Genomic DNA, 25,473 nt, shown 5'->3' on the forward strand with positions numbered 1-25,473 from the left:
GAAGGCCCGGTCTCAGGCGGACACGCCGTCGATCCGGGCCATCACGTCGTCCGCGCCGAACGGTTGCAAGTACGGCAGCCAGCGCGGGTCCCGGTGTCCGGTCCCGATGATCCGCCAGGCCAGGCCGGTCGGCGGGGCGGGCTGGTGGCGCAGTCGCCAGCCCAGCTCGGGCAGATGGCGGTCGGCCTTGACGTGGTTGCAGCGGCGGCAGGCCGCCACCACGTTGTCCCAAGCGTGCTGTCCGCCCCGGCTGCGCGGGATGACGTGGTCGACGCTGGTCGCGGCGGCCCCGCAGTACATGCAGCGCCCACCGTCCCGGGCGAACAGAGCCCGCCTCGTCAGGGGCACGGGCCCCCGGTAGGGGACCCGGACGAATCGCTTGAGCCGGACCACGCTGGGAGCGGGCACGGCTCGGGTGGCACTGTGCAGGAAGGAGCCGGACTCCTCCAGGCAGATGGCCTTGTTTTCCAGGACGAGGACGAGCGCGCGGCGGAGCGGCACGACGCCGAGCGGCTCGTACGACGCGTTGAGAACCAGGACGTGCGGCACGGTGGATGCCTCCTTGTACGCCGGCGGCGCGTGGCTCGCGCCGGGACGATCCGATCTCAGTCTCTCCTCATGCCTGGTCAAAGCGCCACCACGTACGGGTAACGGGCCGGGAGGATTTTTCTCACCCCGGGCTCCGCGCGCCGTTCCGCGGCGGCGAACAGGTGTTTCACCTGGGCGGCCGTCCGCGCTGTGCGATCGGCCACAGCCAAGGTGTTCCCGGTGAGACCTGTCTCTCCTCCCGCGACGGCAACGATCCACTCCCCCGGCTTCGTTAGTGTGGTTGACCAGCCGTCGTCCCCCTGGAGGTCCCTGTCGTGTCCCTGTCCGCCCTGTTGGCCGCAGCCCCGTCTCCCGAGCCGGGCGGCTCGCTGGACGAAGCCGCCGAGCAGGCCGGGAACGCCGCGGGCTGGGTCGAGGAGAACTGGTCCACCTGGCTCAGCACCGGACTGCGGATCCTGCTGATCGTGGCGGTCGCCGTCACGCTGCGCTATCTGATCCGGCGTGCCCTGACCAACCTGATCGAGCGGATGAACCGCAGCGCCCAGGCGGTGGAGGGCACCGCGCTGGGCGGGCTGCTGGTGAACGCCGAGCGCAGACGCCAGCGCTCCGAGGCGATCGGCTCGGTACTGCGTTCGGTGGCCTCGTTCGTGATCATGGGCACGGCCGCCCTGATGATCCTGGGCGCCTTCAAGATCAACTTGGCGCCACTCCTCGCCTCCGCCGGGGTCGCCGGTGTCGCGCTCGGTTTCGGCGCCCGCAACCTGGTCACGGACTTCCTCTCCGGCGTCTTCATGATCCTCGAGGACCAGTACGGGGTCGGGGACACCATCGACGCGGGGGTGGCGTCCGGCGAGGTCATCGAGGTGGGCCTGCGCGTCACCAAGCTGCGCGGCGACAACGGCGAGATCTGGTACGTCCGCAACGGCGAGGTGAAGCGGATCGGCAACCTCAGCCAGGGCTGGTCCACGGCCGGGGTCGACGTCACCGTGCGCCCGACGGAGAAGCTGGAGCACGTCCGTGAGGCGATCGCCACCGCCGCCGACACGATGACGAAGGAAGAGCCCTGGTCGGAGCGGCTGTGGGGCCCGGTGGAGGTGCTCGGCCTGGACGCGGTCCTGCTGGAGTCGATGACGGTCCGGGTGACCGCGAAGACCATGCCGGGCAAGTCGGTGGGCGTGGAGCGCGAGCTGCGCTGGCGCATCAAGCAGGCGCTGGACGACGCGGGCATCCGCATGATCGGCGCGATCCCGCTCCAGGCGGAGGGCGAGTCGGCGGCGGACCCGACGGCCGCGATGGCGGCCCCCTCGGCGTACGCCTCGGCGACCTCCCCGCAGTCGCTGGCGGCGACGCCGATACCGCCGCCGACGAACCTGAGCAAGTAGCCCCCGCCGCGACGCCCCCGGCCGCCCCCTGGACCCCAGGACGGCGACCGGGGGCGTCGCCGTGCCAGGTAACACTTTGATTGCCGGACGGGGGGCACCCATTGACGCCCCGGTGACCTGCGTCCTACGGTCCTCTCAACCGAATAGGAAACTTTCCTAACAGAGTGTCCCGGAGCTTCTTCGGAGTTCCTCACAGAGGGCGGTGCATCCACGATGGCGGGAACCACTCCGGGCTCACCCGGCGCACCCGGCACTCCGGGCACCCCCCGGGTGCTGCGGGCCATGAACGACCGGGCCGCCCTCGATCTGCTGCTGGAGCACGGGCCGCTCTCCCGGACCCGGATCGGGAAGCTGACCGGCCTCTCCAAGCCGACCGCGTCCCAGCTGCTGGCCCGGCTGGAGGCGGCCGGTCTCGTCGTCGCCACCGGGACCAGCGAGGGGCGTCCGGGGCCCAACGCGCAGCTCTACACGGTGAACGCGCGGGCCGCCCATGTCGCCGGGCTCGACGTGAACGGGCGGCGCATCGTCGCCGCCGTCGCGGACGTGACCGGGCAGACCGTCGGGCAGTTCGAGCTCGCGACCCCGGGCCGGCGCGCCGACAGTGTGGTGCGGCAGGTCGCCGACGCGCTGGACGGGGCGGCGAAGGACGCCGGGCTCACCCGCGCCGACATCCACCGGATCGTCATCGGCACCCCGGGCGCCTTCGACCCGGGCACCGGACGGCTGCGGTACGCCTCGCACCTGCCCGGCTGGCACTCCGCCACCCTGCTGGACGAGCTGGCCGCGTTCCTGCCGATGCCGGTCGAGTACGAGAACGACGTCAACCTGGTCGCCGTCGCCGAGCAGCGCCTGGGCGCGGCCCGCGGCCACGAGGACTTCGTGCTGCTGTGGAACGAGGAGGGCCTCGGCGCCGCCCTCGTCATCAACGGCCGGCTGCACCGCGGCTTCACCGGCGGCGCGGGCGAGGTCGGCTTCCTGCCGGTGCCGGGCACCCCCCTGGTGCGCCAGGTCGTCAAGGCCAACAGCGGCGGCTTCCAGGAGCTGGCGGGCGCCCAGGCGGTGCCCCGGCTCGCGAAGGCGCTCGGCATCGACACCCCGCAGCAGCCGTACGCGAAGGTCGCCGCCGAACTGCTGGCGCGGGCGGCCGACGCGTACGAGCGGGACGAGGCGCTCACCGAGCTGCTGCGCCAGTACGCCCAGCGGCTCGCCACCGGGCTCGCCTCCGTCACCGCCGTCCTGGACCCCGGGCTGATCGTGCTCTCCGGCGGCGGGGTCGCCGCCGGCGGCGAGATCCTGCGCTCCCTGATCCAGTCCGAGCTGGCCGAGCTCGCCGCCTCCCGGCCGCGGCTCGTCGTCGGCGAGATCGACCGCACCCCCGTTCTGCGCGGCGCCCTGGAGAGGGCGCTCGCCGACACCCGCGACGAAGTGTTCGACACCTCGCGCTGAACCACGCCTCTCCCCCGTTCCCCGCCGTCTGCCTCTTCCCCGTCCCTGGGAGTTTTGTCATGCGCACAAGCCGTCTCACCACCACCGCTGTCGCCGTCGCCGCGATATCGGTGCTCGCCACCGCGTGTACCGGCCAGTCCGAGGCCGGCGCCTCCGACGACCCCGACGCGAAGACCACGATCAACTTCTGGCACGGCTGGAGCGCGCCCGCCGAGGTGAAGGCGGTCCAGGACAACATCGACCGGTTCGAGAAGGCCCACCCGAACATCACGGTGAAGGTCTCCGGCAACATCAACGACGACAAGCTCAACCAGGCGCTGCGCGCGGGCGGTTCGAACGGGCCCGACGTGGTCTCCTCCTTCACCACCGCCAACGTCGGCAAGTTCTGCTCGTCCGGCGCGTTCGCGGATCTGAAGCCGTTCATCGAGAAGTCGAAGCTCGACCTGGAGAAGACCTTCCCGAAGGTCCTCCTCGACTACACCCAGTTCGAGGGCGAGCGCTGCGCCCTGCCGCTGCTCACGGACGCCTACGGCCTCTACTACAACAAGGACGCCTTCGAGAAGGCCGGGATCACCGCGCCGCCGAAGACCATGTCGGAGCTGGCGAGCGTCGCCAAGAAGCTGACGGTGGAGAAGGGCGACAGCTACGAGCAGCTCGGCTTCATGCCGACCTTCCACGGCTACGAGACCGTCGCCGACCACTACCTGTCCTCGTGGGACCACACGTACTTCGACGAGAACGGCAAGTCCAACATCGCCAAGGACCCGGCGTTCGCGGAGATGTTCACGTACCAGAAGAAGCTCGTCGAGGACCTCGGCGGCTACGACAAGCTGGAGAAGTACCGCGGCACCTTCGGTGACGAGTGGGGCGCCAAGCACCCGTTCCACACCGGTCAGGTCGCCATGCAGCTGGACGGCGAGTGGCGGCTCGGGATGGCCGAGGACACCGATCCCGGCTTCGAGATCGGCGTGGCGCCGATGCCCGTCGCCGACGACGAGGCCGACAGCTACGGCAAGGGCTTCCTCTCCGGCACCATCGTGGGCATCGCCCCGGCCAGCACGAAGCAGAACGCCGCCTGGAAGCTCGTCGAGTTCATGACCAGCGACACAGAGGCGGTCGTCGGCTTCGCCAACGGCATCCGCAATGTGCCCTCCACCTTCGAGGCGCTGAAGTCCCCCGACCTGAAGTTCGACCCGCGCTTCAAGACCTTCCTGGACATCGCCCAGCACCCCAAGTCCAACACCCCCGACGGGGCCGTCAACGGGTCGACGTACCAGCAGACGCTCCAGGACTTCGGCTACCAGTACGAGAAGGGCGCGGTGAAGGACCTGCAGGCCGGTCTGGAGAAGACCGCCCGGCAGATCGACACCGACATCGCCAAGGCGAAGTAGCCATCCGATGACGACGCACACGCTCCGCTCGAAGCGCCGCAGGTCGGCGCTGCGCACGGCGGCCTTCATGTCGCCGTGGCTGATCGGGTTCTCGGTCTTCTTCGTCTACCCGATGATCTCGACCGTCTACTTCTCCTTCACCCAGTACGACGGCTTCGGGGCGCCGGTCTTCAACGGGCTGACCAACTGGACCTATGTCTTCAGCGACTACCCGATGTTCTGGCCCTCGCTGCGCAACACCCTGTGGCTGGTGCTCGTCATGGTCACCTGCCGGGTCGTCTTCGGCCTCGGCGTCGGGATGCTCATCACGAAGATCAAGACGGGGACCGGGGTCTTCCGGACCCTGTTCTACCTGCCCTATCTGGCGCCGCCGGTCGCCGCGACGCTCGCCTTCGTCTTCCTGCTCAACCCCGGCACCGGGCCGGTGAACGCGATCCTCGGGGACCTGGGGCTGCCGACGCCCGGCTGGTTCAACGACGCCGACTGGTCCAAGCCGGCGCTCACCATGCTCGCGGTCTGGGGCATCGGGGACCTGATGGTCATCTTCATGGCCTCGCTGCTGGACGTGCCGACCGAGCAGTACGAGGCGGCCGAGCTCGACGGCGCGTCCGCCTGGCAGAAGTTCCGCTTCGTGACGCTGCCGAACATCTCGCCGATCGTGCTGTTCGCCGTGGTGACGGGCGTGATCCAGGCGATGCAGTACTACACGCAGCCACTCGTGGCCGGAAAGGTCGCCTCCGGGGTCATCGGCGGCTCCGGCCAGTCCTTCGAACCCGGCTATCCCGACAAGTCGACACTGACGCTCCCGCAGCTCGTCTACAACCTGGGCTTCCAGCGCTTCGACTACGGCGCCGCCTGTGTCGTCGCCCTCGTCCTGTTCGCCCTGGCCATGGCCTTCACCGCGCTGCTGATGCGGGGCCGCAACAACCTGATCCAGGCCGGTGACTGAGCCATGACCCCACTCCTCGACCAGACCGCCGCCGCGCCCGGGAAGAACTCCTCGCGGACCCCCGCCGCACGCACCGCCCGGCGCAAGGCGCTGCTGCACTGGATCGCCGTGCACTCGCTCGGGATCGCCGCCGCGCTCTTCTTCGTGCTGCCGTTCGTCTTCGTGGTGCTGACCTCGCTGATGAGCGACCAGCAGGCACTGACCCGCGACCTCACCCCGAACACCTGGGAGTGGGGCAACTACGAGCGGGTCTTCAACACCCCGGGCTTTCTGACCTGGTGGCGCAACACCCTGCTGTACGCGGGCGTCGGCACCGTCCTCACGGTCGTCTCGTCCGTCCCCGTGGCGTACGCGCTGGCGAAGTTCCGCTTCCGGGGCCGCAGGCTGTCGCTGATGCTCGTCATCTCGATGATGATGCTGCCGCCGCAGGTCGTCATCATCCCGATGTACCTGTTCTGGGCGAAGCAGATGGACCTGTCGGGCACCTTGTGGCCGCTGATCATCCCGATGGCCTTCGGCGACGCGTTCTCCATCTTCCTGCTGCGGCAGTTCCTGCTGACCATCCCCAACGAGTACCTGGACGCCGCGAAGGTCGACGGCTGCGGCGAGTTCCGCACGCTGATGAAGGTCGTCCTGCCGATGGCCAAGCCGGGCATCGCGGCCATCGCCCTCTTCCAGTTCTTCGCCGCCTGGAACGACTACTTCGGACCACAGATCTACGCCTCCGAGAACCCGGCCGCCTGGACGCTCAGTTACGGCCTGGAATCCTTCAAGGGCGCGCACCACACCGACTGGAACCTGACCATGGCCGCGACCGTTCTGGTCATGGCCCCCGTGATCGCCGTCTTCTTCTTTGCCCAGAAGGCATTCGTCGAGGGCGTCACACTGACCGGAGTAAAGGGCTGACATGAAGCTCGCAGTAGTGGGTGGCGGGTCCACCTACACCCCTGAACTGATCGACGGATTCGCCCGGCTGCGGGACACGCTGCCGATCGAGGAGCTGGTGCTCGTCGATCCGGCGGCCGACCGCCTGGACCTGGTCGGAGGGCTCGCCCGGCGGATCTTCGCCAAGCAGGACCACGCCGGGAGGATCACGACCACCTCCGACCTCGACGCGGGCGTCGCCGACGCCGACGCCGTCCTGCTCCAGCTGCGCGTCGGCGGACAGGCCGCGCGCGACCAGGACGAGACCTGGCCGCTGGAGTGCGGCTGCGTCGGCCAGGAGACCACCGGCGCCGGCGGCCTCGCCAAGGCGCTGCGCACCGTGCCGGTCGTCCTGGACATCGCCGAGCGGGTCCGCCGCGCCAACCCGGACGCCTGGATCATCGACTTCACCAACCCGGTCGGCATCGTCACCCGCGCCCTGCTCCAGGCCGGCCACAAGGCCGTCGGCCTGTGCAACGTGGCGATCGGCTTCCAGCGGAAGTTCGCCCGGCTGCTGGACGTGAACCCCTCCGAGGTGCACCTCGACCATGTCGGGCTCAACCACCTGAGCTGGGAGCTGGGCGTGCGCCTGGGCGGCCCGGACGGCGAGAACGTCCTGCCCAGGCTGCTCGCGGAGCACGGCGACGCCATCGCCGACGACCTCCGCATGCCCCGTCGACTCGTGGACCGGCTCGGGGTCGTCCCCTCCTACTACCTGCGCTACTTCTACGCCCACGACGAGGTGGTCAGGGAGCTCGGCACCAAGCCGTCCCGGGCCGCCGAGGTCGCGGCGATGGAGAAGGAGCTGCTCGCGATGTACGGGGACCCGGCGCTGGACGAGAAGCCCGCGCTGCTCGCCAAGCGCGGCGGCGCGTTCTACTCCGAGGCGGCCGTGGATCTGGCGGCCTCCCTGCTGGGCAACGGCGGCTCCCCGGTCCAGGTGGTCAACACGTACAACAACGGGACGCTCCCGTTCCTCCCGGACGACGCGGTGATCGAGGTCCAGGCCCGGGTCGGGCACGACGGCGCGACGCCGCTGGCCGTCCCGGCGCTGGACCCGCTGTACGCCGGTCTGATCGCGAACGTGACGGCGTACGAGGACCTCGCCCTGGAAGCCGCGCTGCGCGGCGGCCGGGACCGGGTCTTCAAGGCGCTCCTCGCCCACCCGCTGATCGGCCAGTTCGAGTACGCCGAGGGCCTCACCGACCGGCTGATCGCGCACAACCGGGAGCACCTGGCGTGGGCGTGAACGTGTCGGTCGTCGCCATCGACGCGGGCAACAGCAAGACCGACGTGGCGCTGATCGGCGAGGACGGCACCGTGCTGTCCACGGCGCGCGGCGGCGGCTTCCAGCCGCCCGTGGTCGGGATGGGGGCGGCGATCGACGTGCTGGCCGCCGCCCTGGAGCGGGCGGTCGCGGGACTGCCTGCGCCGCCCGCCGCGACCGGCCATGTCTCCGCGTGCCTGGCCAACGCCGATCTGCCGGTCGAGGAGGCCGAGTTGACCGCCGCCCTGGAGGCCCGCGGGTGGGGCTCCTCGGTGGAGGTGCGCAACGACACCTTCGCGATCCTGCGCGCCGGGGTGGACGAGCCCCGGGGCGTTGCGGTGGTGTGCGGGGCCGGGATCAACTGCGTGGGCATGACCCCGGACGGGCGGACCGCGCGCTTCCCCGCCATCGGGCGGATATCCGGTGACTGGGGCGGCGGTTCGGGGCTCGCGGAGGAGGCGCTGTGGTGCGCCGCGCGCGCCGAGGACGGGCGCGGCGAGCCGACCGAGCTGGTCCGCGCGCTGCCGGGCCACTTCGGGCTCACCTCGATGTACGGACTCATCGAGGCGCTGCACCGGGGCGGGATCCCGCTGGAGCGGCGGCACGAGCTGACGCCGGTGCTGTTCGCCACGGCCGCCGGCGGGGACCCGGTGGCGGCCGCGCTGGTGGAGCGGCTGGCCGAGGAGGTGGTGGCGATGGCCTCGGTCGCGCTGACCCGGCTCGGTCTGCTGGAGGAGGAGGTTCCGGTGCTGCTGGGCGGCAGTGTGCTGGCCGCGCGCCATCCGCGGCTGAACGGCAGGATCGCCGAACTCCTGGCGGCCCGCGCGCCGAAGGCCGAGGCGCGCGTCGTGTCCGAGCCGCCGGTGCTGGGCGCGGCGCTGCTGGGCCTGGACCGCACGGGCGCGGCGCCGGAGGTCCACCGGAGGCTGCGCGCGCAGTACGCCTGAGGGGCGGTACGTCCCAGGGGCGGAGCACTCCGTAGGTCGGGGGGCGTCCCCTCACGCGATGCGCGTGGGGGGACGTCTCTCGTACGGGTGAACGCCTGGCGTACGAGAGACGCGAGGGAACCGATCGGGCTCCTGGAACGTGTACCTGATGGGAAGTCCGTTCGCTTATGGGGATGTATCCGGGCACGTTGCACCGGTTGCCTTGATCGGCCGCGTCCGCACTGATCGAATGCGGGGACGGACGCGCGTCCTTGGGCCGGGGACGGGGACCCGCCGTCAGTGACCGAGGGGGAGGTCGAGTGACACACCCGCCGAGCGGCGGCTCGCAGACGCTGCACACGCCGGACCCGCCGTCCGCGCCCGCCGGCGTACCCGCGCAGCGCCGCGCCACGTGGGCCGTGGGGGCGCGGCGCCTGCGCGCCGTGGCGACGACCGAGCCCGGCCGGCTCCAGATCATCGGGGCCGTCCTGGCCCTGCTGGTCGTGGCGTTCGGCGCGGTGACCACGCTGGAGACCTCGCAACGGGCCTCCGCCGCCGACGACGTGGTCAGCCGCAGCCAGCCGCTCAGCGCCGACGCGGCGGACATCTACCGCTTCCTGGCGGACGCGGACACGACGGCGGCCAGTGGGTTCCTCGCCGGCGCCCAGGAACCGCAGGCCGTGCACCAGCAGTATCGGAAGGACATCGAGGAGGCGGCGCGGCTGCTGGTGAAGGCCTCGGGGAGCACCGAGTCCGACAGTGCCTCCAGCCGCGAGATCACCACCCTCAACAAGCTGCTCCCGGTCTACACGGGCCTGATCGAGCGCGCCCGCGCCAACAACCGCCAGGGTCTCCCGCTGGGCGGCGCCTATCTCCGGTACGCGAACCAGAAGATGACCGGCGAGATGCTGCCGGCCGCCGAGCGGCTGTACGCGGCGGAGACGGGCCGGCTGGCGACGGACTCCTCCGACGCCCGGCAGTGGCCCCTGCTGTCGCTCGGCGCCGGGATCCTGGTGCTCGGCGCCCTGGCCTGGATGCAGCGGCGCACCTACCGCCGGACGAACCGGGTGCTGAACCACGGGCTGCTGGCGGCGACGGCCGCCGCCTCGGTGGTGGTGCTCTGGCTGGCGGTGGGGCACGCGGTGGCCCGCGCGGAGCTGCGGTCGGCGATGGTGCACGGCCAGGCGTCCCTGGACGTGCTCAACGACGCGCGGATCAGCTCCCTGAAGGCACGCGCCAACGAGAACCTCACCCTGGTGGCGCGCGGCGCGGTGCTGACCCCCGACGGCTCCGCCGACCAGTACGAGGCGGACTACACCACGGGCATGAAGGCGTTGAACGCCCAGTTGGAGAAGGCCGAGCAGCTCTCCGACGACGAGAGCGGAAGCGCGCCGGTGGTCAGGGCGGCGGACGGCGTGGCCCAGTGGCAGGTCCGCCACCGCGAGGCCCGCGCCACGGACGACCGCGGCGACTACGACGGCGCCCTGAAGCAGATCATCGGCACCGAGGAGTCCACCGGGCAGTCCTTCCAGCAGGTGGACGCCGCTCTGAAGAAGGCGCTCGCCCATGAGCAGGGCGAGTTCACCGCGGCGGCGAAGGGCGGCCGCGGGGCCCTGCGGGGTCTGCCGATCGGGGCCGCGGCCCTGGCGGTCCTGGGGGCCGCCGCCGTGATCGTCGGGGTCAACCGCAGGCTCTCGGAGTACCGGTGAGAGGGGCAGCGATGAGCAGGGCGAAGGACCGGCCCGCACGCGGCGGCCTGCGCGGCTGGGGTGGCGTGACGGGGATGGCGGTGGCGTGCGCGGTCACCGCCGCGGTCACCCTGCTGCCGCTGGCCCACCACGGCGACGGGGCGGACGTCCGGGGCGGCGGGGCGGTCGCGGCCGACCGGACGCGGGCCGAGGCGTGCACCGAGCCGGAGGCCAGCCTGCCCGCCTCCGGCGAGGACGGACCCAACATCGACAAGATCAAGAAGCGCGGCAAGCTGGTCGCGGGCGTCGACCAGAACAGCTTCCGCTGGGGCTACCGCAATCCGGAGACCCGTGAGCTCGAAGGCTTCGACATCGACCTGGTGCGGGCCATCGCCCAGGACGTCCTGGGCGACCCGGACGCGGTGATCTTCCGGGCCATCCCCACCAACCAGCGCATCGCCGCCCTGGAGAGCGACCGGGTCGACGTCGTCGTACGGACGATGACGATCAACTGCAAGCGGTTGGAGCAGGTCTCCTTCTCCACCGCCTACTTCCAGGCCGGGCAGCAGGTGCTCGCCCCGAAGGAGTCGACGATCACCGGCTACGACGCGTCGCTGAAGGGCAAGCGGGTCTGCTCGGCCGAGGGCTCCACCGCGTACGAGGCGCTGGAGCAGGAGGCCTACGGGGCGTTCTACAAGGACGACTTCGAGGGCACCGAGCGCGACCGGGACCTGCTGACCGTCCCCAACCAGCTGGACTGCCTGGTGCGGCTCCAGCTCGGCGAGGTCGACGCGATCGTCACGGACAACGCCCTGGCGGCCGGTCAGGCGGCGCAGGACCCGGCGGTGGAGCTCAAGGGGAAGGCCCCGTTCACCACCGAGTACTACGGCGTCGCGACGAAGAAGGGCTCCGACGACCTGGTGGCCCGGGTGAACAAGATCCTCGTCGACTACCGGGCGGGGGGTGACCGCAGCGCCTGGATGACGTCGTACCGCGACTGGCTGGCGGCCGGACTGCCCGGCATCAAGGGGCCGCCCGCCCCCAAGTACCGCGGCGACTGACCCCGTAGCCCCGTGCGCGCAGGGACCGCGACGGGCGGACCGGAGCAGACCGAAGCAGACCGATCCCGTCGGGCCACCGGCCCGGCGGGGAGAGCGGAGAGGTGATCGATGGGCGTCGCGGGATCCTTCCCCAGCTTCGCGGGGAGGCCCCCCGGCCCGGCCATGGACCGGGAGGAGGCAGACCGTGCGCTGGCCCGGCTCGGTGCGGAGCACGAGGCCATCGAGACCTCGCTCCTCGCGCTCCAGGACCACGCCGGCCGCCGGCTCCTGGAGGGCGCCGAGCTGACCGGCGTCACCCGGGAGCGCTGGGCCACGACCGAGCAGTCGATCACCCTGCTGTGGGGATACTTCGACGCGTACGCGGGGGCCCTGTCCGAGGCCCGGAAGATCCGTGCGCGCCGCCGCCACCCGAACCGGGAGGACCTCACCGCGCTGACCGACCTGCTGCGCGGCGAGGCGGTCACCGTCGCCAACCCGGGCGCGGTGCCGCCGCCTTCGGTCGCCGGTCCGGCCAGACTCTCCGAGCGGTTCTCGCTCCAGGAGCTGGTCGCCCGGATGAACGAGCTGTACGCCAGGTCCCTGGACATGGTCGTCGCCTCCGACTCCGTCTGGTCGGCGCTGCCCGCCCGGATCGACCTGCTCGCCGCCGAGCTGCACCGGACGCGTTCGCTGGCGCACTCCGTGGGGGTGCGGCCCGGTGAGCATCCGGCCGGGGACGACCTGGCGGAGATCACCGAGGAGCTCACCACGCTGCGGATGCAGGTGATCTCCGACCCGCTGGCGTTCTGGCTGCCCGGACCCGGCAGCGCCGCGCCCGGCGGCGGCCGCCCCGACACCTCGCGCTACGACCGGGCCGCCCGCGCCCTGGAGGACGTACGGCGGGAGATCGAGGCGGTGCTCGCGGTCCGGCAGGACGCCGAGGCGCGCCTGGTGCGGCTGCGGGACGTGCTCTCGCGGGCCGACCGGACCCTGACGGAGGCACGGGCGGCGCGCGGCGAGGTGCTGGCCAAGATCGCCGCCTCGGAGGTGCCCGCGGTCAGCGGACCGCCGACCGCCCTCCAGGAGCGTCTGGCGGCCGCCTCGGACCACCGCAGGTACGCCCAGTGGCACCGGCTCTCGCCGCTCCTGGAGTCGCTTGAGCGCGAGGCCGAGGACGAACTGCTGCGCGCCCGCGAGTCGTTGACCTCGGTGACGGCCCCGCTGGCGATCCGGGCGGAGCTGCGCGGCCGGCTCGACGCGTACCGGGCGAAGGTGAGCCGGCACGGCCTGGCGGAGGACCCGATGCTGATCGAGCGGTACGACGCGGCGCGCCGGATGCTGTGGAGCGCGCCGTGCGATCTGCGGGTCGCCGAGCAGGCCGTCCTGCGCTACCAGCACGCGGTCGCGGACATGGTGACGCCGCGCCGCCCCGACGGACCGCAGGACCGGCGGGGCGCGGGCGAACAGGGGGAGACACGATGAGTACGCAGTGCCAGCGCCCCGCGTGCGAGGGGAACTACGAGGACATGGGCGGCGGTGAGCTGTACTGCGACACCTGCGGTCTGGCGCCGGTCGTCTCGCCGACGGGCATGGTCAGTTCGCCGCCGACCGGGATCGCCGGGGGCGGCCGGGCGAGCAGCCGGGACAGCTCCTCGCAGCGCTCGTCCTCCCGCGCCTCCGCACGGTCCTCGTCCCGTTCCTCGACCTCGCGCCGCTCGGTCTCCGGCCGGCTCTCCCGCTCGCTGTCCGGGGCGTCCACCTCCCGTTCGGTCTCGGTGCGCTCCTCCGGATCGACGTCGGCGACCTCGGCCCGGGGGCGGCTCGGCGTCGGCCTGGTGGAGGTTCCGGACGTGCCCCGGCCCGATCCGCGTACGGCGGTGATGGAGAACCCGGAGGTGCCCGAGCGCAAGCGGTTCTGCTCCCGTTCGGACTGCGGTGCGCCGGTGGGCCGTTCGCGCGGTGAGCGGCCGGGCCGCACCGAGGGGTTCTGCACCAAGTGCGGCCACCCGTACTCCTTCGTGCCGAAGCTGGGCGGCGGCGACATCGTGCACGGCCAGTACGAGGTCGTGGGCTGTCTGGCGCACGGCGGGCTCGGCTGGGTGTATCTCGCGGTGGACCGGGCCGTGTCGGACCGCTGGGTGGTCCTCAAGGGCCTGCTGGACACCGGCGACCAGGATGCGATGGCCGCCGCGATCTCCGAGCGCCGCTTCCTCGCCGAGATCGAGCACGCCAACATCGTGCGGATCTACAACTTCGTCGAGCACCTGGACCAGCGGACCGGCTCGCTCGACGGCTACATCGTGATGGAGTACGTCGGCGGCAAGGCGCTCAAGGAGATAGCCAACGAGCGCCGCACCCCGGCCGGGAAGCGCGATCCGCTGCCGGTCGAGCAGGCCTGCGCGTACGGGATCGAGGCGCTGGAGGCGCTCGGCCATCTGCACAGCCGCAACCTCCTCTACTGCGACTTCAAGGTCGACAACGCGATCCAGACCGAGGACCAGCTCAAGCTGATCGACATGGGCGCGGTGCGCCGGATGGACGACGACGAGTCGGCGATCTACGGCACGGTCGGCTACCAGGCCCCCGAGGTCGCGGAGCTCGGTCCCTCGGTCGCCTCCGACCTGTACACGGTGGCCCGGACGCTGGCGGTCCTCACCTTCGACTTCCAGGGGTACACGAACGTCTTCGTGGACTCGCTGCCGGACCCGGACACCGTCGAGGTGCTCCGCACCTACGAGTCGTTCTACCGGCTGCTGGTGCGGGCCACCGACCCGGACCCGGCCCGGCGGTTCGCCTCCGCCACGGAGATGGCCGAGCAGCTGACGGGGGTGCTGCGGGAGGTCGTGGCGCTCCAGACGGGCCGGCCGCGGCCTGCCCTGTCGACGCTGTTCGGCGCGGAACTGCGGGTGACCGACACGGAGTTGTTCGCCCGGCAGACGGACGACGTCTCACGGCTGGGCCGCCGGGACACCGGCTCCGCGCTCCGCGGGCTCCTGGGCCGCCGCAAGGGCCGGGGAGGCCCGCTGCCCGGCGCTCCGGTAGCGGGGGGCACGTGGCAGGCCCACGGCAGCACGGCGCCGGTCGCGCCGGGGGCCGCGACGGCCGCGGTGGCCGGAGCGCTGCCGGTGGGCGCGCAGCCGCCCGGTCCCGCGGGGGCCGCGCCGCTGGCCGCGCCGCCGACCCACGTGAGGGGCTCCGCGCAGGGCGCCGCCCCGCTCGCCTACGCTCCCCCGGCGCACGCCCCCGTCCCCGCGCCCCGGGCGGCGGAGACGGCCCCGGGCGCGTCGGGACCGTACGTCCCGACCGGCCCGTACGGTCCCTTCGGGGCGACCGCCGAGGGGGTCCGGCTCGCCCTGTTCGACACCCGGGCCACCTCGCTGGCGCTGCCGGTCCCCCGGGTCGACGCGACGGACCCGAACGCGGGCTTCCTGGCCGGGCTGATGGCCGCCGCCCCGGCCGAGCTGATCACGGCCCTGCACGCGGTGCCGGCCGCCTCGCTGGAGACCCGGCTGCGGGAGCTGCGGGCCCGGCTGGAGATGCGGGATCTGGACGCGGCCGCCCGTGCGCTCACCACCCTGGAGGGTGAACACCCGGACGACTGGCGGGTCGTCTGGTATCGGGGCGTCACCTCGCTGGTGACCGGCGACCACGAGACGGCCGCGCTCTCCTTCGACGCGGTCTACGACGCGTTCCCCGGGGAGATGGCGCCCAAGCTGGCGCTCGGGATCTGCGCGGAGGTGCTGGGCCAGCTGGACAACGCCGCGGAGTACTACCGCCTGGTGTGGGCGACCGATCCGGGTTTCGTCAGCGCCGCGTTCGGCCTGGCCCGGGTACAGATCGCCGCCGGCGAGCGGGCCGGGGCGGTGACCACCCTGGAGTCGGTGCCGGGGGCCTCGATCCACTACACCGCGGCCCGGGTCGCCGCCGTCCGGGCCCGGCTGCGCGAGCGCTCGCACCGCGAGCCGATCCTGGTCGACCTGACGGCCGCCGGGATCCAGGTGACGGCGCTCGCCGCCTTCGGCCTGGACCCGGTGCGTCACGAGCAGTTGTCGACGGAGGTACTGGGCAAGGCGCTGGACTGGGTACTCTCCGGTAGTCCCGGTGCTCCGTCGCGGGGCGGTTCGGTTGCCGCGTCCGAGGGTGCACCGAAACTGCTCGGCGTCGCACTGGACGAGCGGGGACTGCGGTTCGGGCTGGAGCGCTCGTACCGGATGCTCGCCCGGCTGGCGCAGCGGGGCGACGAGAGGATCGAACTGGTGGAGCGGGCCAACCGTTTCCGCCCCCGGACGTGGGTGTGAAGATGTCACAGAGCCACCAGCAGCCCGCCCTGTCGAAGTGCCCCGGCTGCGAGGAGCCGTTGGATTCGGGAGACCGTTTCTGCGGGGCGTGCGGGTACGACCTCTCGGCCGTGCCGGCGCGCCCCGACGACCGGCCCACGATGGCCATCACCGTGCCTCCGGCCGCCCCGGCGGCCGACCCCGTGCAGTGGCCCGCCGCCTCGGAGACCGACAGCTCGGACGTGCCCGCGCCGGTGCACCATCCGGCGGACCTGCCGGGGACGGACTCGGGCGGCAGGCCGCTGGCGGAGCCGGCACCGGGTCAGGAACCGCGGTCGGAGCCCGAGCACGGCCAGGGCCAGGAGCCCCGGTCGGTGCCGGAGCACGGTCAGGAGGCGGTGTCGGAGCAGGGCGCGGCGTCCCGGCCCGAGCCGGGGCCGGTGGGCGGGCCGGAGTCCGCGTCCGTTCCGGTGCGCCACGACGACCGGGCCGGCGCGGCGGACTCCGGTGACTTCGCGCTGGCCGCGCCCGATCCCCGTACGGCGGAGCATGCCGCCGCGCCCGCCGCCGCTTCCGCCCCCGGGGCGAAGGTCTGTGTGGCCTGCCGCTCCGGCCGGGTGGACCCCGACGGCTACTGCGAGAACTGCGGGCACGCCCAGCCCCGCGAGCGCGACCACATGGAGCAGGAGCTCGACTCGGTGGCCGCCGTCAGCGACCGGGGTCTGCGCCACCACCGCAACGAGGACTCCTTCGCGGTGTCCTCCACCGCGCTGCCGGACGGCTCGCCCGCCGTCGTCGCGATCGTCTGCGACGGCGTCTCCTCGGCGAGCCGGCCCGACGAGGCGTCGGCGGCCGCCGCGAGCGCCGCCAACGAGGCGCTGCTGGAGTCCCTGCCGCGCGGCACGCACCCGCAGCAGGCGATGCGCGAGGCGATCGTCGCCGCGTCCGAGGCGGTCAACGTCCTGGCGCAGGAACCGGCCGGGGCGATGGAGCACGACGCGCACTGCCACCAGAACGCCCCGGCCTGCACCCTGGTCGGCGCGATCATGGCGGGCGGCCTGCTGATCGTCGGCTGGGTCGGCGACAGCCGGGTCTACTGGGTGCCGGAGGACCGGACCCAGCCGACCGCCCGGCTCACCGAGGACGACTCCTGGGCCGCGCAGATGGTGGCGGCCGGCCTGATGAACGAGGCGGAGGCGTACGCGGACGAGCGGGCCCACGCCATCACCGGCTGGCTCGGCGCCGACGCGTACGAACTGGAGCCGCACACCGCCGCGTTCAAGCCGGACCGGCCGGGCCTGGTGGTCGTGTGCACGGACGGCCTGTGGAACTACGCGGAATCCGCCGAGGAGATGGCCGCCGCGGTGCCGGCCGACGCCCAGGAACGTCCGCTGCACGGCGCCCAGGTGCTCGTGGGCCACGCGCTCGACGGCGGGGGCCACGACAACGTAACAGTGGCGCTTCTGCCGTTCGCCGTGCCGTCACCGGGGGCAGGATCGGCCTGCGACACCGTTTGAGCCGATATTCCGCCCTTGCCCCTTCCCGTGTCCCTCGTCCCCTCCCCCACCCCCGCCCGCATCCCCTCTTCACCTGATCCCCTGTGGAGCCTCAAGGAGCCGACCCGATGGCCAACTTCTCCAAGTCGAACGTGCCGCAGTTCTCCGTCGAGGTGTACCAGAACGCGTTCCTGCCCGAGGGCGGCCGTGAGGTCAACGCGATCGTCACCGTCACCTCGACCGGCGGCGGCACCACCGGCGGCATACCGCTGGCGGGTTCGGCGCCCTCACCGTCGTACGGGCCGGGGCAGGGTCCCGACGCGGCCGTGGTGCTGATGGTCGACTGTTCGGGCTCGATGGACTACCCGCCGACGAAGATGCGCAACGCGCGCGACGCGACGGCGGCGGCCATCGACACCCTGCGCGAGGGCACCCGGTTCGCGGTGGTCGCCGGGACGCATGTGGCCAAGGACGTCTATCCGGGCAACGGAGGGCTCGCGGTCGCCGACGCGCAGACGAAGGCCCAGGCCAAGGACGCCCTGCGGAAGCTGAGCGCGGGCGGGGGCACCGCGATCGGCACCTGGCTGCGGCTGGCCGACCGCCTGCTGGGCGCGGCCGACGTGGACATCCGGCACGGCATCCTGCTGACCGACGGCCGCAACGAGCACGAGGCGCCCGAGGATCTGCGGGCGGCCCTGGACTCCTGCGCCGGCCGGTTCACCTGCGACGCCCGCGGGGTGGGCACCGACTGGGAGGTGAAGGAGGTCACCGGCATCGCCGCCGCCCTCCTCGGCACGGCCGACATCGTCGCCGATCCCACGGGCCTGGCCGCGGACTTCACGCGGATGATGGAGAACGCGATGGGCAAGGAGATCGCGGACGTGGCGCTGCGCCTCTGGACGCCGGTGGGGGTGGAGATCCGGTTCGTGAAGCAGGTCGCGCCGACCGTCGCGGATCTGACCGGGCGGCGCGGCGAGGCGGGCCCCCGGGCCGGGGACTACCCCACCGGTTCCTGGGGCGACGAGTCCCGCGACTACCACGTGTGCGTCCTGGTGCCGCAGGCCGGGATCGGCCAGGAGATGCTGGCCGCCCGGGTCTCGCTGATCCTGCCCGACCCCTCGGGCGCGGGCGCCCCGCAGACCCTGTCGCAGGGGCTCGTACGGGCCGTGTGGACGGACGACATGGTGGCGTCGACCTCGATCAATCCGCAGGTCGCGCACTACACGGGTCAGGCGGAACTGGCACAAGTCATCCAGCAGGGTCTGGACGCACGCAAGTCGGGCGACTTCGACGGCGCGACGGCGAAACTGGGCCGCGCGGTGCAGCTGGCTTCGGCGTCCGGGAACCAGGACACTGCGAAACTCCTTTCGAAGGTGGTCGACGTCGTCGATGCCGCGACAGGTACTGTGCGACTGAAGGCGAAGGTCGCGGAAGCGGACGAGATGACCCTCGAAACGCGCTCCACCAAGACCGTTCGCGTCAAGAAGTAGTCAGGAAGCAACACGGCACGGTCACCGAGTGACCAGCGGCCGTGGACACAGAGCAGTCCTACGTATTCGCTGAGCAACGACGCCGCGATCGACAGCATGACGGCCTCCGCGGCCGGAAGAGGAGAGGGGGAAGCGCCGACATGCCGACCTGCCCGAACGGACACCAGTCGGGTTCCGAGGACTGGTGCGAGGTCTGCGGACACCGCATGGCCGCCGGCGGTGCGCCGGGCGCCGTGCCCCCGCCGCCTCCTCCGCCGCCGCCCGCGCCCGGTTACGGCTACCCGCAGAGCACCGACGGCGGCCAGCCCACCATGCAGGCGGAGCTCTGCCCGCAGTGCCGCACGCCGCGTGAGGCGATGGCGCCGTACTGCGAGGAGTGCCGCTGGAACTTCCTCACCAACACGGCGACCTCCTACACGCCGCTGGCCCCGCAGCACGGCACGCCCAGCGGTCCTCCGCCCGGCCTCAGCCTGCCGCCCGGGTTCCAGGCTCAGCAGGGCCAGGGCGGACAGCCGGGTCCCGGTGGCCAGGGCGGTCCCGGTGCTCCGGGTGGCCAGGGCGGTCCGCCCGGCGCGCCCCAGCCGCGTGACCCGTTCGACTACCAGGGCTCGCGCCCCTCGCAGATGAACCGTCCCGCCGAGCCGCTCGCTCCCGAGCAGGGCGGCCCGCACGGGAACGGCGGCCAGGGCGGGCCTCCGCCGCAGGCGTTCCAGCAGGGCCCTCCGCCGCCGCCCGCCTTCCAGCAGCAGGGGCACCAGCAGCCGCCGCAGCAGCAACAGCAGGGACACCAGGGACACCAGCAGCAGTCCGGGCCGTCCCCGTTCGAGCCCCAGCAGCAGGCTCCCTCGCCGTTCGAACCGCAGCAGTCGGCTCCCTCGGCGCACTCGCCGTTCGAGCCCCAGCAGGCCTCGCCCTTCGCCCCGCCGCAGCAGCAGTCGGCGCCGCCCGCGCCGCCGCAGTCGTCCGGGCACACCGGCGGCGGGGACGACTGGATGCTGTCGCCGCCCTCCCAGGCCCAGCCGCAGCAGCCGCCCCCGCAGTTCCAGCAGTTCCAGCAGCCGGGCCCCCACCAGGGTCAGGGCCAGCAGGGCCAGCAGGGCCAGCAGGGCCAGCAGGGCCAGCAGGGCCAGCAGGGCCAGCAGGGCCAGGATCAGCAGGGCCAGGGCCGGCAGCACGGGCAGGACCAGGGGTACGACCAGGGTCAGCAGCACGGCGGGGTTCCCGGCCAGGGCCGGCCCCAGCAGTCCGCCTCCTGGACCGCGGTCATCGCTCCGGACCGGGCGTACTTCCTCGCGATGATGCAGCGCAGCGGCCCCGAGGCGACCGGGCTGAACCTGCCCGCGTACTCCCCGGAGCAGCGCCTTCCGCTCACCGGGAGCCAGATCACCATCGGGCGCCGCCGGCACAGCACCGGCGAGTCCCCCGACGTCGATCTGTCGGTGCCCCCGGAGGACCCGGGCGTCTCGCACCAGCACGCGGTGCTGGTGCAGCAGCCCGACGGCAGCTGGGCGGTCGTCGACCAGAACTCCACCAACGGCACCACGCTGAACGGCGCCGAGGACCCGATCCAGCCCTATGTCCCCGTACCCCTCCAGGACGGCGACCAGGTGCATGTCGGGGCGTGGACGACGATCACGGTCCGGCTGGACTGAGCACGCGCCGCCTCACCCGGCGGCGAGCGGCCAGGTGTACGGACCCTGCGGGTCGTCGAGCCAGGCCCACTGCCGGCCCTGGCCGACCGTGATGCCGTACCTCTCCCGCTCGGGGCGCTCCTCGCGCTCCCAGAGGGAGAGGGCCTCGTGCGGATCGAGGGTGCCCGCGGTCAGGGTCAGGAGGAACCGGAAGAGGTCGTCCGAGGCCACCCGGCGCGGCAGTCCGCCGAGGTGCGGAAGCCCGCCGGGCAGCGGGAGCGCCCCGCGCAGGGGCACGAAGTACGCCGGGGTGTGCAGGAAGTGCCCCTCGGCGCGCGGGCCGTGCGCCGTGGCGCGTACCTGGAGCGAGACCAGGCCGGTGGCCAGCGGCGCGATGATCCGGGCCCCCGGACGGCACTGTTCCGGCCAGCTCTGCGGTACGGACGGCAGGGTGCAGGTCGCGATGATCCGGTCGTACGGGGCGTGCCTCGGGCAGCCCCGGGCCCCGTCGCCGGTGACCACCGCCGGGCGGTATCCGGCCGCGGCGAGGTGACCGCGGGCCGACTCCGTGATGTCCGGGTCCAGATCGACGCTGGTCACGGCGGCGTCGCCGAGCCGGTGCGCGAGCAGCGCCGCGTTGTAGCCGGGTCCGGTGCCGATCTCCAGGACCAGATGTCCGTCGCGTACGTCGAGGGCGTCGAGCATGAGGGCCATCAGGGACGGCTGGCTGGAGGACGAGATGAGTTCGCCGTCCCTGAGCCGGGTGGCCAGCGGCCCGTCCGCGTACACCCCGCGCAGCCAGCGGGAGCGCCGGGCGGGGTCGGGGTCCTCGCCCCAGAGGCGTTCGTAACCCCGGATCCCGTACACGTAGTAGAACGGCACGAACAGATGGCGGGGCACCTCGGCGAAGGCCGTACGCCAGGCGGGATCGGTGAGTCCGCCCCGCGCGGCGATCTCCCGCACGAGGGCCTCCCGCGCCGCGTCGGCCTCGGCGTCGGGGACGGACGGGGAGGGGCCGTGCCGGTGTGCACCCATGTCTCCACTGTCCTGCGCCGGGGCCGCGCGGGCGAGTGGCCGGGGCGGAGAGGGCGGGGGCTTCGGCCCTTGGTCCTAGGACCCCCGTCCTCGGCCGGTGCGTCTGCGACCATGGACGGGTGACAGAGATTCCGCGCGACACGCTTCAGGAGCAGACCTTCTACGAGCAGGTCGGCGGCGAGGCGACCTTCCGGCGCCTGGTCCACCGCTTCTACGAGGGCGTGGCGGGCGACGAGCTGCTGCGGCCGATGTATCCGGAGGAGGATCTGGGCCCGGCCGAGGAGCGGTTCGCGCTGTTCCTGATGCAGTACTGGGGCGGCCCGCGCACCTACAGCGATCACCGGGGCCATCCGCGGCTGCGGATGCGGCACGCGCCGTTCCGGGTGGACCGGGCGGCTCATGACGCCTGGCTCGCCCATATGCGGGTCGCGCTGGACGAGCTGGGGCTCGCGCCGGAGCACGAGCGGCAGCTGTGGGACTACCTGACGTACGCCGCCGCTTCGATGGTCAACACCGCGGACTGACCCGTTCCGAACGCTCGGTGACCAGGGGATTCCGGAATTCGACGTTCCGCCTCCGGATAACGATCACGATCGCATCAAGTGCACCGGCAAGCGGTTACCAGAACCCTGTTGCCTCTGAAAGCATCACCGGTACGTCGGGGGGCGTGCGCACACGGTGTTTCCGGGGCTGGGGGATCAGGTGACGGGTTTCGTCCTTCTACGGGTGAGAGCTCACCGTCTGCTTCTCTCCGCCGCCGTGCTCGCCGTTCTGCTGACCACGTCCGTGCTGGCGGCGCTCACGGCGTTCTCCGGTTCCGTGGGCGACGCGGCCCTGCGCCACACGCTCACCCACGGGTCGGCCGCTTCCGCCGCCCTCGTCGTCTCCGCCTCGGTGGACCACGAACAGCGCGCGGAGGCCGATGACGCCGTCCGCAAGGCCTCCCTCGACGCCTTCGACGGGCTGCCGGTGACCGTGGGGAAGCTGGCGAGCTCGGGGTCCTACGCACTGCCGCGCGGCCTCCAGGACCCGGCAGCCCGGCGTGGTGAGCCCGACCTCACCCACTTCGCCGCCCTCGACCCCGCACGGGTGCGGATCACCGAGGGCGAGGCGCCCGCGGCCCCCGCCGGCGCCGGACCCGTCCAGGTCGCGCTGCCGGTCGTCGCCGCCGAGGCGCTGGAGCTGAAACCGGGCGCGCGGCTCACCGTCACCGACCGGCTGCGCGACAAGAAGCAGCGGGTCCTGGTCACCGGCGTCTACGAGGCCGCCGACCAGTCCGACCCGTACTGGCAACTGGACCCGCTCGGCGGGCGCGGGGTGCGCAAGCTCGCCTTCACGACCTACGGTCCGCTGCTCACCGATCCCTCGGTCCTGGCCTCCGGCACGCTCGGCGACGGGGAGACGTCCTGGCTGGCCGCCGCCGACTTCGCCACCCTGACCACCGGCTCGATGGAGGGGCTGCGCGGTGCGTCGGCGGGCGCCCCGAAGTCCCTGGCGGCCGCCCCGGTGTTCGCGTCCGGCGTCACCGTGCGGACGTCGCTGCCGACCGTGCTCGACCAGCTCGACCGGGCCCTGCTGGTCTCCCGCTCCACCCTGATGATCGTCGCGGTGCAGCTGGTGCTGCTCGCCGCGTACGCCCTGCTGCTGGTGGCCCGGCTGCTGAACAGCGAGCGCGACGGGGAGCGCGAGCTGCTGCGGGCCCGGGGCGGTTCCCGCGGCAGGATCACCTCGTTCGCCGCGATCGAGGCGCTGTTGCTCGCCGTGCCCGCCGCGGTGGTCGCCCCACTGCTCGCCGGGCCGCTGACCGGACTGCTGGCCGAGCGCAGCGCCCTGTCCCGGATCGGGCTGAAGGTCGGCGAGGCCTCGACCGGCACGGTGTGGCTGGTCTCCGCGGCCGTCGCGCTGGCCTGCGCCCTGGCGGTGGTGGCCCCGTCGCTGACGGCCGGCGCGAGCGGGCGCAGGACCCGGGCCGCCTCGCTGCCCGGTCCGGTGCGGGCGGGCGCGGACCTCGGGCTGCTCCTCGTCGCGGGGGTGGCGTACTGGCAGTTGGACCGGCAGTCCGGCAGCGGGGCGCTCAGCGGCGACCAGGCGGGCAACCTCGGGGTCGACCCGCTCCTGGTCACCGCTCCCGCCCTGGCCCTGCTCGCCGGCACGGTCCTCACCCTGCGGCTGCTGCCGCCCGCGGCGAAGCTCGCCGAACGGCGTGCGGCCAAGGGCCGGGGGCTGCCCGCGGCCCTGGCGGGCTGGCAGTTCAGCCGCCGCCCGTTGCGCGGCGCGGGGCCGGTGCTGCTGCTGGTCCTGTCGGTCGCGATGGGCATGCTGGCGATCGGGCAGAGCGCCTCCTGGAACCGTTCGCAGTCCGACCAGGCCGACTTCGGCTCCGGCGCCTCGGTCCGGCTCGTGGGCGGGCACGGCGGCGGTCCGGCGACGGCCGGCGCCTACGGCGACCTGGAGGGGGTGCGGCAGGCGGCCCCCGCCTACCGGGCGACCGTGGAGGCCTCCGGCGGGCGCACCGCCGAGATCCTGGTCCTGGACACGGCCCACGCGGACGAGCGGATGCTGATGCGCTCCGACCTCACCGACACCGGCCCGCGCGGGACGTTCGAGGCGATAGCCCCGGAGCCGGCCCCTCGCCCCGGGCTCGTCCTGCCCGAGAACAGCACCCGGCTGAAGCTGGACCTGCGGATCACGACGGTGTCGCCGAAGGGTTCCGGGGCCGACCGGGAAGCGCCGGTGGTCACCGTGCTCCTGGAGGACCGCTACGGCCTGCCCTACCGGGTCCTGGCCGGTCCCGTGCCGATGGACGGCGGTCCGGTCCCGGTCTCCTTCCCGGTGTCGGCGGCAGGGGGGCTGGCCGTGACCGGCATCGAGGTGGACGGCCGGCCGCCGGCCGACTACGCGCAGCAGCACAGGATCGCGGTGAGCGACGTACGCGTGGTCGACGCCGCCGGCTCCGAACGCCCGGTGCCGCTCCCCGGCTCGATGCGCTGGGACGCGTCCATGACGCTCACCGAGTCCGGTGAGGACCGGCCGGGCAGGCCGCCGGTGCGCAACGGGACGTCGGGCCTGCCGGACTTCACGTACGACAGCGGCGTGGGCAGCGAGGACTACTGGGGGGATGCCACCGGCACCCTGCGGATCACCGCCGCCCGGCCGAGGCCCCCGGTGGTGAACGCGGTCGCGACGGACGCCTATCTGAAGAGCACGAGCGCGAAGCTGGGCGACGAGATCGACCTCAACCTCGCCGGGAACACGGTCCGGGTGACCCTGGTGGAGGCGGTGCGCCGGCTGCCGACCACCGGGGCCGCCCAGGTGTCCGGCGCGGCGGACCCGGTGGCGGGCGGCGGTGCGCTGCTGCTGGACCTCAAGGCCGTGACCGAGGTCCTGGCCCACCGGCCGACCGCCACGATCGAGGCGACCGAATGGTGGCTGAGCACCGCCCCGGGCGACTCCGCGAAGGCGGCCGCCGCGCTGCGCGCCCTGCCGGACACCGACCCGGCCCAGGTACGGGTCCGCGCGGAGGCCGCCCAGCAGTTGGTGGACGACCCGCTGGGGGCGGGGCCGCAGTCGGCGCTGCCGGCCGTCGCGGTGGTCGCCGCCGCGCTGGCGGCGGTCGGCTTCGCGGTCAGCGCCTCCGGCTCCCGTCGCGAACGGCGCGCGGAGCTCGGCGTGTTGCGGGCGCTCGGCGCTCCGCGCCGTCAGCTGGCCCGGATGATCGCCGCCGAACAGGGGGTGCTGATCGCCCTCGCCCTGCTGATCGGGCTCGGCATCGGCACGGTGCTGACCCGGGCCGTCGTGCCGCTCATCGTGCTGACCGGACAGGCGGACCGGCCCGTTCCGCCGGTGCTGGTCGAACTGCCCGTGGGGCAGGTCGCGGCGCTGCTGGCCGGGGTCGCCGCCCTGCCGCTCGTGATCGTCGCGACGATGGCGCTGCGCCGCGGGGACCCGGCGGTAACGCTGCGCCACCAGGGGGACCACTGAT

The 25,473-nt window shown here is 73.0% G+C and carries 18 protein-coding genes; 16 read left to right on the plus strand and 2 right to left on the minus strand.

The window, feature by feature from the left end; genetic code table 11:
- Window positions 1-12: 12 nt before the first annotated feature.
- Window positions 13-549 (minus strand): HNH endonuclease, encoded by a 537-nt coding sequence (locus tag ACH4UK_RS05015; RefSeq protein ID WP_003969129.1) that lies wholly within the window; start codon window positions 547-549, stop codon window positions 13-15.
- Window positions 550-863: 314 nt separating this feature from the next.
- Between ACH4UK_RS05015 and ACH4UK_RS05020 the strand changes: the two genes are divergently transcribed.
- The 14 genes from ACH4UK_RS05020 to ACH4UK_RS05085 all read left to right on the plus strand — a co-directional run bounded on the left by ACH4UK_RS05020 (window position 864) and on the right by ACH4UK_RS05085 (window position 20,477).
- Window positions 864-1,931, plus strand: coding sequence for a mechanosensitive ion channel family protein (locus ACH4UK_RS05020; RefSeq protein ID WP_398354567.1), 1,068 nt, complete (start codon window positions 864-866; stop codon window positions 1,929-1,931).
- Window positions 1,932-2,144: 213 nt separating this feature from the next.
- The gene (locus tag ACH4UK_RS05025; protein ID WP_398354568.1) at window positions 2,145-3,377 is read left to right on the plus strand and encodes an ROK family protein; all 1,233 of its coding nucleotides are present in this window, start codon (window positions 2,145-2,147) and stop codon (window positions 3,375-3,377) included.
- A gap of 59 nt (window positions 3,378-3,436) precedes the next feature.
- A complete protein-coding gene (locus ACH4UK_RS05030; protein WP_398354569.1) occupies window positions 3,437-4,768 on the plus strand; it encodes an ABC transporter substrate-binding protein in 1,332 nt (443 codons plus the stop codon).
- Between the two features lie 7 nt (window positions 4,769-4,775).
- Window positions 4,776-5,717 (plus strand): carbohydrate ABC transporter permease, encoded by a 942-nt coding sequence (locus tag ACH4UK_RS05035; protein WP_398354570.1) that lies wholly within the window; start codon window positions 4,776-4,778, stop codon window positions 5,715-5,717.
- A 3-nt stretch (window positions 5,718-5,720) separates the two neighbouring features.
- Window positions 5,721-6,623 (plus strand): carbohydrate ABC transporter permease, encoded by a 903-nt coding sequence (locus ACH4UK_RS05040; RefSeq protein ID WP_398354571.1) that lies wholly within the window; start codon window positions 5,721-5,723, stop codon window positions 6,621-6,623.
- A gap of 1 nt (window position 6,624) precedes the next feature.
- Window positions 6,625-7,890, plus strand: a complete 1,266-nt coding sequence (locus ACH4UK_RS05045; protein WP_398354572.1) for a 6-phospho-beta-glucosidase — start codon at window positions 6,625-6,627, stop codon at window positions 7,888-7,890.
- Window positions 7,881-8,855 (plus strand): N-acetylglucosamine kinase, encoded by a 975-nt coding sequence (locus tag ACH4UK_RS05050; protein ID WP_398354573.1) that lies wholly within the window; start codon window positions 7,881-7,883, stop codon window positions 8,853-8,855. Before ACH4UK_RS05045 ends, ACH4UK_RS05050 begins: the two co-directional genes overlap by 10 nt.
- Window positions 8,856-9,154: 299 nt before the next feature.
- Complete coding sequence (locus tag ACH4UK_RS05055; RefSeq protein ID WP_398354574.1) at window positions 9,155-10,543, plus strand: hypothetical protein; 1,389 nt, start codon at window positions 9,155-9,157, stop codon at window positions 10,541-10,543.
- An 11-nt stretch (window positions 10,544-10,554) separates the two neighbouring features.
- Window positions 10,555-11,583 (plus strand): glutamate ABC transporter substrate-binding protein, encoded by a 1,029-nt coding sequence (locus ACH4UK_RS05060; RefSeq protein ID WP_398354575.1) that lies wholly within the window; start codon window positions 10,555-10,557, stop codon window positions 11,581-11,583.
- 108 nt (window positions 11,584-11,691) lie between these two features.
- Window positions 11,692-13,044 carry a hypothetical protein gene (locus ACH4UK_RS05065; protein WP_398354576.1) on the plus strand — a complete coding sequence of 451 codons (1,353 nt, stop codon included), beginning with the start codon at window positions 11,692-11,694 and terminating at the stop codon, window positions 13,042-13,044.
- On the plus strand, window positions 13,041-15,860 hold the full coding sequence (locus ACH4UK_RS05070; protein ID WP_398354577.1) for a tetratricopeptide repeat protein: 2,820 nt from the start codon (window positions 13,041-13,043) through the stop codon (window positions 15,858-15,860). The genes ACH4UK_RS05065 and ACH4UK_RS05070 overlap by 4 nt, the downstream gene beginning before the upstream one ends.
- Window positions 15,861-15,862: 2 nt before the next feature.
- On the plus strand, window positions 15,863-17,356 hold the full coding sequence (locus ACH4UK_RS05075; RefSeq protein WP_398354578.1) for a protein phosphatase 2C domain-containing protein: 1,494 nt from the start codon (window positions 15,863-15,865) through the stop codon (window positions 17,354-17,356).
- Between the two features lie 107 nt (window positions 17,357-17,463).
- The gene (locus ACH4UK_RS05080) at window positions 17,464-18,825 is read left to right on the plus strand and encodes a VWA domain-containing protein (RefSeq protein ID WP_398354579.1); all 1,362 of its coding nucleotides are present in this window, start codon (window positions 17,464-17,466) and stop codon (window positions 18,823-18,825) included.
- Between the two features lie 140 nt (window positions 18,826-18,965).
- Window positions 18,966-20,477, plus strand: a complete 1,512-nt coding sequence (locus ACH4UK_RS05085) for an FHA domain-containing protein (RefSeq protein ID WP_398354580.1) — start codon at window positions 18,966-18,968, stop codon at window positions 20,475-20,477.
- Window positions 20,478-20,489: 12 nt separating this feature from the next.
- Here the strand turns inward: ACH4UK_RS05085 and ACH4UK_RS05090 are convergent, their stop codons facing one another.
- A complete protein-coding gene (locus tag ACH4UK_RS05090) occupies window positions 20,490-21,491 on the minus strand; it encodes a methyltransferase domain-containing protein (RefSeq protein WP_398354581.1) in 1,002 nt (333 codons plus the stop codon).
- 119 nt (window positions 21,492-21,610) lie between these two features.
- Here ACH4UK_RS05090 and ACH4UK_RS05095 point away from each other — a divergent pair, with 119 nt between their 5' ends.
- Both ACH4UK_RS05095 and ACH4UK_RS05100 read left to right on the plus strand, forming a co-directional pair.
- The gene (locus ACH4UK_RS05095) at window positions 21,611-22,015 is read left to right on the plus strand and encodes a globin (protein ID WP_003969111.1); all 405 of its coding nucleotides are present in this window, start codon (window positions 21,611-21,613) and stop codon (window positions 22,013-22,015) included.
- A 178-nt stretch (window positions 22,016-22,193) separates the two neighbouring features.
- On the plus strand, window positions 22,194-25,472 hold the full coding sequence (locus tag ACH4UK_RS05100; protein ID WP_398354582.1) for an FtsX-like permease family protein: 3,279 nt from the start codon (window positions 22,194-22,196) through the stop codon (window positions 25,470-25,472).
- Window position 25,473: the final 1 nt, after the last annotated feature.

The organism is Streptomyces sp. NPDC020884 (assembly GCF_044333935.1).
In the GTDB taxonomy this organism is placed as follows: domain Bacteria; phylum Actinomycetota; class Actinomycetes; order Streptomycetales; family Streptomycetaceae; genus Streptomyces.

Bases quoted from the DNA above. Each gene is read 5' to 3' on its own strand.
- ACH4UK_RS05045 (WP_398354572.1), top strand. From the start codon at position 6,625: ATGAAGCTCGCAGTAGTGGGTGGCGGGTCCACCTACACCCCTGAACTG.
- ACH4UK_RS05040 (WP_398354571.1), top strand. From the start codon at position 5,721: ATGACCCCACTCCTCGACCAGACCGCCGCCGCGCCCGGGAAGAACTCC.
- ACH4UK_RS05080 (WP_398354579.1), top strand. From the start codon at position 17,464: ATGGCCAACTTCTCCAAGTCGAACGTGCCGCAGTTCTCCGTCGAGGTG.
- ACH4UK_RS05025 (WP_398354568.1), top strand. From the start codon at position 2,145: ATGGCGGGAACCACTCCGGGCTCACCCGGCGCACCCGGCACTCCGGGC.
- ACH4UK_RS05075 (WP_398354578.1), top strand. From the start codon at position 15,863: ATGTCACAGAGCCACCAGCAGCCCGCCCTGTCGAAGTGCCCCGGCTGC.
- ACH4UK_RS05035 (WP_398354570.1), top strand. From the start codon at position 4,776: ATGACGACGCACACGCTCCGCTCGAAGCGCCGCAGGTCGGCGCTGCGC.
- ACH4UK_RS05085 (WP_398354580.1), top strand. From the start codon at position 18,966: ATGCCGACCTGCCCGAACGGACACCAGTCGGGTTCCGAGGACTGGTGC.
- ACH4UK_RS05030 (WP_398354569.1), top strand. From the start codon at position 3,437: ATGCGCACAAGCCGTCTCACCACCACCGCTGTCGCCGTCGCCGCGATA.
- ACH4UK_RS05090 (WP_398354581.1), bottom strand. From the start codon at position 21,491: ATGGGTGCACACCGGCACGGCCCCTCCCCGTCCGTCCCCGACGCCGAG.
- ACH4UK_RS05060 (WP_398354575.1), top strand. From the start codon at position 10,555: ATGAGCAGGGCGAAGGACCGGCCCGCACGCGGCGGCCTGCGCGGCTGG.
- ACH4UK_RS05070 (WP_398354577.1), top strand. From the start codon at position 13,041: ATGAGTACGCAGTGCCAGCGCCCCGCGTGCGAGGGGAACTACGAGGAC.
- ACH4UK_RS05065 (WP_398354576.1), top strand. From the start codon at position 11,692: ATGGGCGTCGCGGGATCCTTCCCCAGCTTCGCGGGGAGGCCCCCCGGC.